Below are 12,500 nucleotides of genomic sequence, written 5' to 3'. Positions count from 1 at the left end.
ACGGCACCGCGCTCAGGCCACGGCCACCCGCAGCGCCAGATTCGCCCGCAGCCGCGCCACCAGGACCGCCCCAGCCGCCCGCAACACCTCGTTGGCGATCAACGGCACGCGGGCGGTCAGCTCCTCGAAGCGCGGCAGGTGCAGCGCCCAGACGATGGCCGGTGTCATGGCCTCGACATTGGCCGAGTGCGGCTGGTCGCTGAACAGCCCGGTTTCGCCCACCAGCACACCGGGTCGCATCAGCGCGATGCGGCTGGTGCCAGGTGCGGCACCACTGACGTAGACCTGCAATGTGCCCTGGCCAATGAAATAGGCGGCGCGGTCGCAGTCGTTCTGCTTGATCAGCAGGTCGCCTGCACGCAACTGGTAGGCCGTCAAGTAGGCCGCGAAATGGCGCCACTGGGCCAGATCCAGGCGCGCACGGAAGGCGTCGTCCGCCTTGTAAGACTGGACAGCCTCGATCAGATCATCAATTCCCATGGCGCACTCCTGCTGATGGTGGCATTCCCATCCGAGGGCCGAACATGCCAGAGTGCTGCGGCTTGCGCTGATTCGGATGGTAACAAATACGCAAACTGAACAGTACCAACTACTTGCCGATGCAAAAGCGCGTGAATATGTCACCCAGCAGGTCGTCTGGGGTATAGGCGCCGGTGATGGCACCCAGCGCGTCGTGGGCCAGCCGCAGCTCCTCGGCCAGCAGGTCGAGTGCGGTGTCGGCCTGCGCCGCCCAGCCACGGGCCTGCGCAAGGTGGTGCTGTGCCTGCCGCAATGCCTTGAGGTGGCGGGTACGGGCGATGAAAACCCCTTCCGGCGAGGCGTGCCAGCCCGCCAGCACCAGCAGCGTCTCGCGCAGCGTCTGCAGCCCCGCATGGGTCTTGGCAGACAGGGCCAGCCCCCTGCTGTCCTCGGACAACGCTGCCAGTGCCGCCAAGGCCATGTCCGCACACCCCGCTGGGGCGGCATCGGCCTTGTTGAACACATGGACCAGCCGCTGGCGCTGACGCTCGGGCAAGCGGGACTCGATGGCACGGTCGGCTGCCACGTAGGCGGGATCGTCGCAGCGCGTCAGGTCGTGCAGCAGCAACACGGCATCCGCCTCGGCGATGGCACCCCAGCTCCGCGCGATGCCGATGCGCTCGACCTCGTCGCCAGCCTCTTCGTCCGGGCGCAGGCCAGCGGTGTCGATGATGTGGATGGGCACGCCCTCGATCTGCAGCGTCTCGCTGACCTTGTCGCGGGTGGTGCCGGGGATGGGGGTGACGATGGCCAGTTCCGCCCCGGCGAGCGCGTTCAGCAATGAACTCTTGCCCGCGTTGGGCTGGCCGGCGATCACGACCTTCAGCCCTTCGCGCAGCAAGGCCCCCTGCTGCGCGGTGTCGAGCACGGCGGCGAGCTGCAGGGCCAGCCGGTCCAGCCGGCCACGGGCATCGGCTTTTTCGAGAAAGTCGATCTCTTCTTCGGGGAAATCCAGCGTCGCCTCCACCAGCATGCGCAACTCGATCAGCCGGTCGCGCAGCGCCGTGATGTGGGTGGAGAAGGTGCCGGAGAGCGAGCGGGCCGCGCTGCGGGCAGCCGCTTCGGTGCTGGCGTCGATCAGGTCGGCCACCGCCTCGGCCTGCGCCAGGTCCAGCTTGTCGTTGAGGAAAGCCCGTTCCGTGAACTCGCCCGGCTCCGCCAGCCGCAGACCCGGCAGCACGCCCTCACCCGCCACCTGCAGGCAGCGGGCCAGCAGCAACTGCAGCACGACCGGGCCGCCATGGGCCTGCAGCTCCAGCACGTCTTCGCCGGTGTAGCTGTGCGGCGCGGGAAAGTAGAGCGCCAGCCCCTGGTCGATGGGCAAGCCATCCGCGCCGAGGAAGGGTCCGTAGGTGGCGTGCCGCGGGGCCAGCGTGCGGCCGGTGAGCGCCTGGACCAGCGGCAGCAGGCCGTGGCCGGAAACCCGGACGATGCCGACCGCGCCCCGTCCGGGTGCGGTGGCGATGGCGGCGATGGGATCCTGGTGTCGGGCAAGCATGGCGCGCATTCTCGCCGAGCCACGCCATCACCAAGAAAAACGCCCTGTCGGACCAGCCAGACAGGGCGTTGCAGGATTCGCGCGGAGGGGAGCCAGCTACAAAAGCATTCAACCCCCGGAGCCACGACTGTTGCAGCGAGCCTCCCGGCCCCTCATGCGGCTCTGAAAGCCTGCTGCAACACCCCTGGGTCTCACCCCGCAGAACGGATGATGCAGGGCAAATGTGACGGTCTCAAGACCCCGATTGCATCAACCGTTTCGAGTTGTGGGGCTTGTCGCGGCCGGATTCCACGTTGCCGGGAACCCGACCGGATATGGCGGGTAAACCCCTGCCTGCCTCAGCGATTGAGGCCGAGCTGCCGGTTGATGATCCACTGTTGTGCGATCGCCAGCAGGTTGTTGACGAACCAGTACAGCACCAGACCCGCCGGGAAGAACAGGAACATCACGCTGAACACCAGCGGCATGATCCACATCATCTTGGCCTGCGTCGGGTCCGGCGGCGTCGGGTTCAACCAGGTCTGGAACAGCGTGGATGCGGTCATCAGGGCCGGCAGGATGTACAGCGGATCCTGCACGCTCAGGTCATGGATCCAGCCGATCCACGGGGCGCCACGCATCTCGACCGACGCCAGCAGCACCGAGTACAGCGCGATGAAGAACGGCATCTGGATGAAGATCGGCAGGCAGCCGCCCAGCGGGTTGACCTTCTCCTCGCGGTAGATGCGCATCATTTCCTGCTGCATCTTCTGCGGGTCGTCCTTGAAACGCTCGCGCATCTCCTGGACCTTGGGGTTGACCGCCTTCATCTTGCCCATCGAGCGGTAGGCGCTGGCGTTGAGCCAGTAGAAAGCGATCTTCAGCAGCACCACCAGCGCCACGATCGACCAGCCCCAGTTGCCCAGCAGCCCGTGCAGCTTGTCGAGCAGCCAGAACAACGGCTTGGCCAGGATCGTCACCCAGCCATAGTCCTTGACCAGTTCCAGCCCAGGGGCCAGGGCTTCGAGCTTCTTCTCTTCCTGCGGACCCGCGTAGAGGGTGGTCTCGACCACCTGCGTGGCCCCAGCGGCGATCGGTGCCAGCGGCAGCGTCATCGAGGCCGAGTACAGGTTGGTGCCTTCGCGCTTGGTCTGGAAGCTGCGCTCCTGCTGGCTGCCGACCAGCCAGGCGCCGACAAAGTGGTGCTGGATCATCGCGATCCAGCCGTTGTCGGCGGATTTCTCGTGGTCGGCCTTGCCCTTCTCGATGTCGGTGAACGCCACCTTCTGGAACTTGCTCTTGTCGGTGTACACCGCCGGACCCGTGAAGGCGGTCGGACCCATGAACATCGACGACGACGGCACGGTGCCATCCCGCGCGAGCTGCAAGTAGAGCTGCGGTGCGATGGGAGCCGCCGTGCCGTTGACCACCTCGTGGCGCACCTTGACCGCGTAGTCGCCGCGGGTGAAGGTGTAGGACTTGCGCAGCTTCACACCGCCCTGGTCCGGAGACTCGAAGGTCAGCGTCAAGGTGTTCTGTCCGTCGGACAGCGTGCGCGGGCCGGGCAGCAGCGTCATCACCGTGAGGTGGTTGGGCAGCGCAGGCTCGCCCGCCATGCGCGGGATCAGCCCGGAGTCGGCCTGGTAGACCCGCTCGGCCGACTGGTCGAACAGCAGGACCGGCTTGGTCGCGTCATGCTCGTCCTTGTAACGCGGCAGGGCCATCCGCACGACGGAGCCACCACGGGTATCGAACGTGGCCTGCACCAGATCGGTGGTCACCTCGATCTTCTGCGAGACCGGTGTCCCGGCGCCTGCGGTCGGCAAGGCCGCCACACCCGACACCGCGGCAGCCGATGCGGCCACCCCAGCGGGCACACCGGCCGCACCTGCCTGCGCAGGCGCAGTCACCGCGGGCGGCGGCGGGGCAAACATCGACGGCTGCCCGTTGTGCTTGCTCCAGCCATCCCACAGCATCACGAGCGAGACGGAGAAAACGCCCCACAGCACGGCGCGCCGCGTATCGTTCATACAGAAGTCTTTCGAAAGGAGGAAAACAGTCGGTGCGACTGCGCAGGGACCGGATCATGCCCGCCCGCGCACCAGGGGTGGCAGCGGGCGATGCGTCCGACGGTCAACGCACCGCCCTGCAGGGCACCGTGCCGCTCCAGCGCCACCAGCGCATAGGCGGAACACGTTGGTTCGAAACGACAGGACGACCCCAGCCAGGGACTCAGCAACAGCCGGTAGCCGCGCACCAGCGCGACCAGCCCCTGCTGGGGCCATCCCTGCAGCCGACGCAAGCGCGTTGGCGGCGGGTCACAAGTGTGCGGAGCGTGGTCGTGCGGAGCGGACATGGCTGAGCGTACCCGCGTGCGGCAAAGCAGCCGTCAGGCCACCCCGGCAGGAATGGCCTGAGCCACGGCGCGGCGTGCCCGTCGGGCTGCATCGCCCAACAGCACATCCACTTCTGCACGAAGCAAGTCCGCCAGCACCTCCGAGCGTGCGCTCGGAAACTGCTTGCGGTCGATGGGCGCACGCAAGCGGATCACCCAGTCGCCTGCGACCAGATGCTCCAGGTGGCGCCGAACCCCCGCCCGGATCTGCGCCTTGACCAGCGTGCGGGTCACGGAGCGGCGAGCGTGCCGCTTGGGCACCACCAGACCCAGCCGCAGCGTGACCACTTTCAGGCGGTCATCCACAGAGTTGTCCACAGGTTGCTCCACAGCGTTCTGCATGGGCAAGACCGCAGCACGGCCTGTTGACAACTTGGGAACTGCGAGGTGATGCACCATGAAATGGGCAGTGCGTGCGATGGGCCGAACGGCCATGGCAGACTCGAACTGCGCGGCCCCATCCAGGGAGATCAGGGCCATGGATACGTCAACGCTCACCGCGTCGCAACGGACGCCGGACGCCCCGTGGCTCAGACCGCCAGGCGCTTGCGGCCCTTGGCGCGGCGTGCATTCAGCACGGCGCGGCCACCGCGGGTCTTCATGCGAACCATGAAGCCATGGGTGCGGGCGCGGCGAACCTTCGACGGTTGGTAGGTGCGTTTCATCTTGAATCCTCTAGCCTTGGCTTGGGCCCGATCTTGAGCCTGATCCGATCGGGCACCCCTCTGGCGCCCCAATTCGGGAAACCCACGATTACAGCAAAAACACCCTGAAAAGTCAACGCCTGACTCTGCACAGCCCAGGCGCGCGCGGGGATTGACCCCCCGCTCGAAACTGTGGATAACCGCAACCCTGGACAGTGTGATGTCGATACAATCGCGCCCCTTCTCCTGAAGTTGTCCACAATTTTTAGAACATGCACATGGACCTGTGGCAACGAGGCTGTGAGCGCCTCGCCGCCGAGCTGCCGGCACAGCAGTTCAACACGTGGTTTCGCCCACTGCCGCCAGCCGAGGTGTCGGCGGCGGGTGAAGGCTACCTCGTGGGTCTGCGTGTGCCCAACCGGTTCAAGATGGATTGGATCCGCTCGCAATTCGCGGTGCGGATCGAGCGGCTGCTGAGCGAGATCGCCGGCAAGCCGGTGCGACTGGAGTTGTCCCTGGGCAATGCCAGCGATCCCGCGCCCCGCCCCCCGGAACCACCGACGCCCGCCCCGTTGCCGCCTGCAGCACCGGTGCAGATGTCCATGATCGACTTCCCGCCGCTGCCCACCGAGCGGGCCGAGGCACCACCGGCCAGCGCGGCCCGTGCAAGCTCGGCCCGTTCTCGCGCGCGCGCAGGCGGGATGCAGGTCCAGAGCATCCCCGCGCTGCACGCGCTGCTCACCCTGCCGGAGGGTGTGGTCCCTGCGCAAACCGCCGCCGCATCCAAGCCCGTCCCACGCGCACCCGCTGCACGCCGCACCCCCACCGCACCGGACTCATCCCCATCCGCCGAACCACCCGCTCCGCCAGCCACGGCCGCGCTGTCGAGTGGTGCGATCGCGTCGGCCTCCGCGCTGGCCAAGGCATCAGCGGCGGTGGCATCGCGCCGCAAGCGCGTTGCCTCGGGCAGCAAAGAGTCCCCGGCGGCGGCATCGGTGCTCGCACATCCTCCGACCGCGGCCACCGCCTCCTCGCCCACGGCAGCCGCCGCGCTCGGCGCACCAGCCCTCATCCTGCCCAAGGTGCCGCCGCCTGCCGCGCCAGCCAGCACCCGCGGCCGCATCAACCCCGCCCTCACCTTCGACACCCTCGTGCCCGGCCGCGCCAACCAGATGGCTCGCACCGCCGCGCTGCACGTCGTCGGCTCGCCCGGCGGCATGTACAACCCGCTGTTCCTCTACGGGGGCGTCGGCCTGGGCAAGACGCACCTGATCCACGCCGTCGGCAACGCGCTGCTCAAGGAGCACAAGGACGCCCGCGTGCTCTACCTGCACGCCGAGCAGTTCATCTCCGATGTCGTGCGCAACTACCAGCGCAAGACCTTCGACGAACTCAAGGCCAAGTACCACTCGCTCGACCTGCTGCTGATCGACGACGTGCAGTTCTTCGCCGGCAAGGACCGCACGCAGGAGGAGTTCTTCAACGCCTTCGAGGCCCTGCTGACCAAGCGCGCCCACATCATCATGACCAGCGACACCTACCCCAAGGGGCTGGTGGACATCGACGAGCGCCTGACGAGTCGCTTCGATGCCGGGTTGACGGTGGCGATCGAGCCGCCGGAGCTGGAGATGCGGGTGGCGATCCTGATGAAGAAGTCCATCGGCGAAGGCAGCGTGATGCCCGAGGACGTGGCCTTCTTCATCGCCAAGAACGTGCGCGCCAACGTGCGGGAGCTGGAGGGGGCGCTGCGCAAGGTGCTGGCGTATTCGCGCTTCAGCCACAAGGACATCAACATCGCGCTGGCCCGCGAGGCGCTGAAAGACCTGCTGTCGATCCAGAACCGACAGATTTCCGTCGAGAATATCCAGAAAACGGCGGCCGATTTCTACAAGATCAAGGTCGGCGACATGTACAGCAAGAAGCGCCCCGCCAGCATCGCCCGGCCGCGCCAGATCGCCATGTACCTGGCCAAGGAAATGACCCAGAAAAGTCTGCCCGAGATCGGGGAACTGTTTGGCGGACGTGACCACACGACCGTGCTCTACGCTGTGCGCAAGATCGCTGCCGAGCGCCAGAAGAACACCGAACTCAACCAGCAGCTCCACGTCCTCGAACAGACCCTCAAAGGCTGAAAGCCCCTCACATCATGATCGTGTTGAAAGCTCCTCAGGACAAGCTCCTCGCCGCCCTGCAGTCCGTCTCGGGCATCGTCGAGCGCCGCCACACCCTGCCCATCCTGGCCAACGTGATGATCCGCCGCCGCGCCGGGCAGTGCGAGTTCACCACCAGCGACCTGGAAATCCAGGTCCGCACCAGTGCGCCGATGGACGGCGACAAGGGCGACTTCAGCACCACGGTCGGTGCGCGCAAGCTCATCGACATCCTGCGCACGCTGCCGCCGGACCAGACCGTCTCGCTCAGCGCCGCGCAGAACAAGCTGACGCTGCAAGGTGGCAAGAGCCGCTTCACGCTGCAGACGCTGCCCGCTGACGACTTCCCGCTCGTGCAGGAAGCCGCCGATTTCGGCCCGACGTTCAGCGTCCCCCAGAAGACGCTCAAGGGCCTGATCGACCAGGTCCATTTCGCGATGGCGGTACACGACATCCGCTATTACCTGAACGGCATCCTCTTCGTCGCGGAAGGCCAGACGCTGACGCTGGTGGCCACCGACGGTCACCGCTTGGCCCTCGCGCAAGCGACGCTGGACGTGGAGATGCCCAAGCAGGAGGTCATCCTGCCGCGCAAGACCGTGCTGGAGCTGCAGCGGCTGCTCAAGGATGGCGCCAAGGAGGCCAAGCCGGCCAAGGACGGCAGCGAAACCGAGGCCGCCCGGATCGAGATGTGCTTCGCCGCGAACCAGGCGCGCTTCAGCTTCAGCGGCATGGAGTTCGTCACCAAGCTGGTCGAAGGCAAGTTCCCCGACTTCAACCGCGTCATCCCCCGCAACCACAAGCAGCACATCACGCTGGGCCGCGCCCCGCTGCTGACCAGCCTGCAGCGCGCCGCCATCCTGACCAGCGAGAAGTTCAAGGGCGTGCGGATGAACTTCGAGCCGGGCCTGCTGCGCATCGCGTCCAACAACGCCGAGCAGGAAGAGGCCAAGGAAGAGCTGGAGATCGACTACAGCGGCCCGTCCATCGAGATCGGTTTCAACGTCACCTATCTGATGGATGTACTGTCCAACATGGACCAGGAACTGGTGACGCTGTCGCTGCAGGATGCGAACAGCTCCGCCCTGTTCACGGTGCCCGAGCAGGCGGGTTTCAAGTACGTCGTCATGCCGATGCGGATTTGAGTCTTTGCGCAGACCGGATCCGAGCACATCCGAGCGCATCCGAGTGGATTGGATATTTGAGTGAGTGACATGACCGAGCAGAACCAGCAGCCCATCCCTTCGGAGCCGACCACCCCTGAGCCGCCGGCACAGACCGCCGCCGAAATCTCCGCCGCCTACGGCGAAGGCAGCATCCAGATCCTCGAAGGGCTGGAAGCCGTGCGCAAGCGGCCGGGCATGTACATCGGCGACACCAGCGACGGCACCGGCCTGCACCACCTCGTCTTCGAGGTGGTGGACAACTCGATCGACGAGGCGCTGGCCGGGCACTGCGACGACATCGTCGTGACGATCCATTCGGACAACTCGATCAGCGTCACCGACAACGGTCGCGGCATCCCGACCGGCGTCAAGATGGACGACAAGCACGAGCCGAAACGCTCGGCCGCCGAGATCGCGCTGACCGAACTGCACGCGGGCGGCAAGTTCAACCAGAACAGCTACAAGGTCTCGGGCGGTCTGCACGGCGTGGGCGTGAGCTGCGTGAACGGGTTGTCGAAGTGGCTGCGGCTGACGGTGCGCCGCGAGGGCAAGGCGCACTTCATGGAGTTCCGCCAGGGCGTGCCGCAGGACCGGGTGCTGGAACTGCGCGACGGCTTCGAGACCAGCCCGATGCGCCTCGTCGGCGACACCGACAAGCGCGGCACCGAGGTCCACTTCCTGCCCGACCTGGAAATCTTCTCGAACATCGATTTCCACTACGAGATCCTGAGCAAGCGCCTGCGCGAACTCAGCTTCCTGAACAACGGCGTGAAGATCCGGCTGGTGGATGAGCGCAACGGCAAGGAAGACAACTTCGCCTATGCGGGCGGCGTGAAGGGCTTCGTCGAGTTCATCAACACCGGCAAGAAGGTGCTGCACCCGAACATCTTCCACGCCCGCGGCGACAAGATGAGCGACAACAACACCAACGTCGGTGTCGAAGTCTCGATGCAGTGGAACGAGAGCTACAACGAAAACGTGCTCTGCTTCACCAACAACATCCCCCAGCGCGACGGCGGCACGCACCTGACCGGTCTGCGGGCGGCGATGACGCGGGTGTTGAACAAGTACATCGACGACAACGAGATCGCCAAGAAGGCCAAGGTCGAGATCGGCGGCGAGGACATGCGCGAAGGGCTGGCCTGCGTCGTCAGCGTCAAGGTGCCGGAGCCGAAGTTCTCCAGCCAGACCAAGGACAAGCTGGTGTCGAGCGAAGTGCGCGGCCCGGTGGAGGACATCGTGAGCCGGCTGCTGACCGACTGGCTGCTGGAGAACCCGACCGACGCCAAGACGATCTGCGGCAAGATCGTCGATGCGGCCCGCGCCCGTGATGCGGCCCGCAAGGCGAGAGAGATGACGCGCCGCAAGGGCGTGCTCGACGGGATGGGGCTGCCGGGCAAGCTGGCGGACTGCCAGGAAAAAGACCCGGCGCTGTGCGAGATCTACATCGTGGAGGGTGACTCCGCCGGTGGTTCCGCCAAGCAGGGGCGCGACCGGAAGTTCCAGGCGATCCTCCCGCTGCGCGGCAAGATCCTGAACGTCGAGCGCGCCCGCTACGAGAAGCTGCTGTCGAGCAACGAGATCCTGACGCTGATCACGGCGCTCGGCACCGGCATCGGCCAGGGCATGGGCGGCGACGACTTCAACCCCGACAAGCTCCGCTACCACCGCATCATCATCATGACCGACGCGGACGTGGACGGCGCGCACATCCGCACGCTGCTGCTGACGTTCTTCTACCGGCAGATGCCCGATCTGGTCGAGCGCGGCCACATCTACATCGCGCAGCCTCCCCTCTACAAGGTCAAGCACGGCAAGCACGAGCAGTACCTGAAGGACGGCAGCGAGCTGGATGTCTACCTGCTGAAGGTCGCACTGGACAGCGCGATCGTCGAGCCGGGCGCGGGCCGCGAGCCGATCAGCGGCGCGGCGCTGGAGGAGCTGGCGCGGCAGTACCTGCTGGCGACGAACGTGATCGCGCGGCTGTCGAACTGGATGGACGTGGAGGCCCTGCGCGCGATCAGCGACGGCCTGACGCTCGACCTCGACACGCCGGAAGCGGCGACCACCAGCGCGGACGCCCTGAAAGCGGCGCTGCACGACGCCGAGGTCAGCGCCGAGATCGACCCGCGCACCGACAAGCACTTCCTGCGCATCAGCCGCCGCCACCACGGCAACATCAAGAGCAGCGTCATCACCGCCGATTTCGTGCATGGCGCCGATTACGAGGCGCTGAGCGTGGCGGGCGTGACCTTCAAGGGCCTGCTGAGCGATGACGCGGTGGCCAAGCGCGGTGAAGGCGAGCGCCAGAAGCAGATCAAGGTCGCGGACTTCCGCGCCGCGATGGCCTGGCTGATGACGCAGGCCGAAAACGCCGTCGGCCGCCAGCGCTACAAGGGCCTGGGCGAGATGAACCCCAGCCAGCTGTGGGAAACCACGATGGACCCGACCGTGCGCCGCCTGCTGCGCGTGCAGATCGAGGATGCGATCGAGGCGGACAAGGTGTTCACGATGCTGATGGGGGATGAGGTGGAGCCGCGGCGGGAGTTCATCGAGACGAATGCGTTGAGGGCGGCGAACATCGATGCGTGACGAGGGGGTCCGTCATGGCCCCTCCTCTGATCATCGAAATCCTCGGCCGCACCGACCAGGGCATCACCCGGCCTTTTCGGTGTCTGGCTGACGACGGTCATCACTACTACGTCAAGAGCGTCGGTGCCCACTGGCGCTCCGTCGTGTGCGAGTGGATCGCCGGTCGGCTCGCCGAGGCACTTGGCCTGCCGATCGCGCCGTTTGCGCAAGTGGAACTCGACGAGGGGCTGGTGAAGGCCTATGGCGATCACGATCTGGCGCCAGGACTGGCATTCGGCTCCCGAGTCGCCACCTCTGTTCACGAATTCGAGCCATCACTGATACGGCACTGCCACGCAGACTTTCGCCGCGATCTGCTGGCCTTCGACTGGTGGGTTCGCAACGAGGACCGGCAACTGGGCGACACGGCGGGCCGACCCAACCTGCTGTGGCAAAGCACAGCAAGCCGGCCCGTGGTGATCGACCACAACAACGCCTTCGATCGCCAGTTCGACGCCGGCAGCTTCCTCGATTTGCACATCTTTCGCGCCGAGTGGCCCACGATCACCAACGACCTGGTGCGACAAGCCGAGTACGCGCAGCGGTTCACAGCCGTGGCCGCCCGCGCAGAAGAGTTCTGGCGTGAACTGCCGCACAATTGGGTGTTCACGGAAGACGGTACGCCCCGGATCACCTTGCAGGAAATCCAGTCCGTGCTGCACCGTGCCGATCAGCCCGACTTCTGGCACAGCGCCCCTTCCTCCTGATCAAACCACCATGGCCCGCCACATCGCCCACTACACCCTCGTGCGCCTGCTGCCGCAGTCGGACTCGGGCGAGTTCGCGAACATGGGCGTGGTGGTGGCATGTCCGGCGCTGGGCCTCTTCGATTTCCGGCTGATCACCCGCTACCGGCGCATCACGCACTTCTTCGAGGAATTCAACCGCGAGCTGTTCACCCAGGTGCGGCGCGAGGTGGAGGCTGAACTGGCGCATCTGCGGGACCACCTGCGCCAGCAGCAGTTCGCCAGCGGGTGCCGGGAAGAGGCGCTGGCGTTACGGTTGGTGCAGGATCTCGTGCAGCCTCGGGAAACCATGATCCGTTACGCGCCGCTGCGGGTGGCGATGACGGAGGATCCGCGGCAATTGCTGGACCAGGTCTTCGCACGCTATGTGCAGCGCAGCAGCGAGGAAACCAAGAGCCGTCGGGAAGACGCGATGGTGCGACTCGTGCGCGAGGCGCTGCAGCAGGACCGGCGCTTGAACGCACTGTTCCGCGCGGACGAGGTCGGCACGCCGGACTATCAGGTGCCGTTTCCGCTGGTCCACCGCCAGGACGGCCAGACGCTGGCCGCCATCAAGCCGCTGGACCTGGCGCAGCCCGACCCGCAGCAGATCTACGAACACGGTGGGCGCTGGGCAGAACGGTTGCGTCGCCTGAAGCGGCTGGGCGCCATGCCGGACCACGGTGTGCTGGTCACGACGGAGGCGCCGCCGCCGGAGGACGAGCGGCGGCATCTGGCTTACCGCGACATCGTGGGGGAGTTGCAGGAACTCTCGGTGCAGGTCAGTGGGGTG

Annotated in this window: 11 protein-coding genes and 1 pseudogene; 6 read left to right on the top strand and 6 right to left on the bottom strand. The window is 66.3% G+C overall.

Going from position 1 to position 12,500, the window contains the following annotated elements:
• Positions 1-12: 12 nt before the first annotated feature.
• From QZW52_RS10375 to rpmH, 6 genes are all read right to left on the bottom strand, one after another.
• A complete protein-coding gene (locus QZW52_RS10375) occupies positions 13-480 on the bottom strand; it encodes a cyclic nucleotide-binding domain-containing protein (protein ID WP_293998238.1) in 468 nt (155 codons plus the stop codon).
• 109 nt (positions 481-589) lie between these two features.
• The gene (mnmE, locus tag QZW52_RS10370) at positions 590-2,017 is read right to left on the bottom strand and encodes a tRNA uridine-5-carboxymethylaminomethyl(34) synthesis GTPase MnmE (protein ID WP_293998237.1); all 1,428 of its coding nucleotides are present in this window, start codon (positions 2,015-2,017) and stop codon (positions 590-592) included.
• Between the two features lie 338 nt (positions 2,018-2,355).
• Positions 2,356-4,026: a membrane protein insertase YidC gene (gene yidC, locus QZW52_RS10365; protein ID WP_293998234.1), complete on the bottom strand. Its 1,671-nt coding sequence runs from the start codon at positions 4,024-4,026 to the stop codon at positions 2,356-2,358.
• Positions 4,023-4,298 (bottom strand): membrane protein insertion efficiency factor YidD, encoded by a 276-nt coding sequence (gene yidD / locus QZW52_RS10360; protein WP_434738309.1) that lies wholly within the window; start codon positions 4,296-4,298, stop codon positions 4,023-4,025. The genes yidC and yidD overlap by 4 nt, the downstream gene beginning before the upstream one ends.
• Before the next feature lie 87 nt (positions 4,299-4,385).
• A complete protein-coding gene (locus QZW52_RS10355; protein ID WP_363226497.1) occupies positions 4,386-4,709 on the bottom strand; it encodes a ribonuclease P protein component in 324 nt (107 codons plus the stop codon).
• A 212-nt stretch (positions 4,710-4,921) separates the two neighbouring features.
• Positions 4,922-5,056, bottom strand: a complete 135-nt coding sequence (rpmH, locus tag QZW52_RS10350; protein WP_293998229.1) for a 50S ribosomal protein L34 — start codon at positions 5,054-5,056, stop codon at positions 4,922-4,924.
• Between the two features lie 251 nt (positions 5,057-5,307).
• Between rpmH and QZW52_RS19280 the strand changes: the two are divergent.
• From QZW52_RS19280 to QZW52_RS10325, 6 genes and pseudogenes are all read left to right on the top strand, one after another.
• A pseudogene (locus QZW52_RS19280) lies at positions 5,308-5,454 on the top strand (DnaA N-terminal domain-containing protein); the annotation flags it as partial.
• A 282-nt stretch (positions 5,455-5,736) separates the two neighbouring features.
• Positions 5,737-7,167, top strand: a complete 1,431-nt coding sequence (gene dnaA / locus QZW52_RS10345; RefSeq protein ID WP_434738308.1) for a chromosomal replication initiator protein DnaA — start codon at positions 5,737-5,739, stop codon at positions 7,165-7,167.
• 14 nt (positions 7,168-7,181) lie between these two features.
• Positions 7,182-8,330, top strand: coding sequence for a DNA polymerase III subunit beta (gene dnaN / locus QZW52_RS10340; protein WP_293998224.1), 1,149 nt, complete (start codon positions 7,182-7,184; stop codon positions 8,328-8,330).
• Positions 8,331-8,399: 69 nt separating this feature from the next.
• Positions 8,400-10,943: a DNA topoisomerase (ATP-hydrolyzing) subunit B gene (gyrB, locus tag QZW52_RS10335; protein ID WP_293998268.1), complete on the top strand. Its 2,544-nt coding sequence runs from the start codon at positions 8,400-8,402 to the stop codon at positions 10,941-10,943.
• A 14-nt stretch (positions 10,944-10,957) separates the two neighbouring features.
• Complete coding sequence (locus QZW52_RS10330; RefSeq protein ID WP_293998221.1) at positions 10,958-11,689, top strand: HipA family kinase; 732 nt, start codon at positions 10,958-10,960, stop codon at positions 11,687-11,689.
• Between the two features lie 10 nt (positions 11,690-11,699).
• Positions 11,700-12,500: DUF3037 domain-containing protein (locus QZW52_RS10325; RefSeq protein WP_293998219.1), on the top strand; the 801-nt coding region annotated here is incomplete at its 3' end.

The sequence above is a fragment of the Sphaerotilus sp. genome (assembly GCF_013299175.1).
Classification (GTDB): domain Bacteria; phylum Pseudomonadota; class Gammaproteobacteria; order Burkholderiales; family Burkholderiaceae_C; genus Sphaerotilus.
Note: the sequence above shows the minus strand (reverse complement) of the source record. Positions and strands in the feature narration are given on the sequence as shown.

What these genes read in the sequence shown, in the direction of transcription:
- rpmH (WP_293998229.1), bottom strand. Translation starts at nt 5,056, where the DNA reads ATGAAACGCACCTACCAACCGTCGAAGGTTCGCCGCGCCCGCACCCAT.
- mnmE (WP_293998237.1), bottom strand. Translation starts at nt 2,017, where the DNA reads ATGCTTGCCCGACACCAGGATCCCATCGCCGCCATCGCCACCGCACCC.
- dnaA (WP_434738308.1), top strand. Translation starts at nt 5,737, where the DNA reads ATGCAGGTCCAGAGCATCCCCGCGCTGCACGCGCTGCTCACCCTGCCG.
- QZW52_RS10330 (WP_293998221.1), top strand. Translation starts at nt 10,958, where the DNA reads ATGGCCCCTCCTCTGATCATCGAAATCCTCGGCCGCACCGACCAGGGC.
- QZW52_RS10375 (WP_293998238.1), bottom strand. Translation starts at nt 480, where the DNA reads ATGGGAATTGATGATCTGATCGAGGCTGTCCAGTCTTACAAGGCGGAC.
- gyrB (WP_293998268.1), top strand. Translation starts at nt 8,400, where the DNA reads ATGACCGAGCAGAACCAGCAGCCCATCCCTTCGGAGCCGACCACCCCT.
- yidC (WP_293998234.1), bottom strand. Translation starts at nt 4,026, where the DNA reads ATGAACGATACGCGGCGCGCCGTGCTGTGGGGCGTTTTCTCCGTCTCG.
- dnaN (WP_293998224.1), top strand. Translation starts at nt 7,182, where the DNA reads ATGATCGTGTTGAAAGCTCCTCAGGACAAGCTCCTCGCCGCCCTGCAG.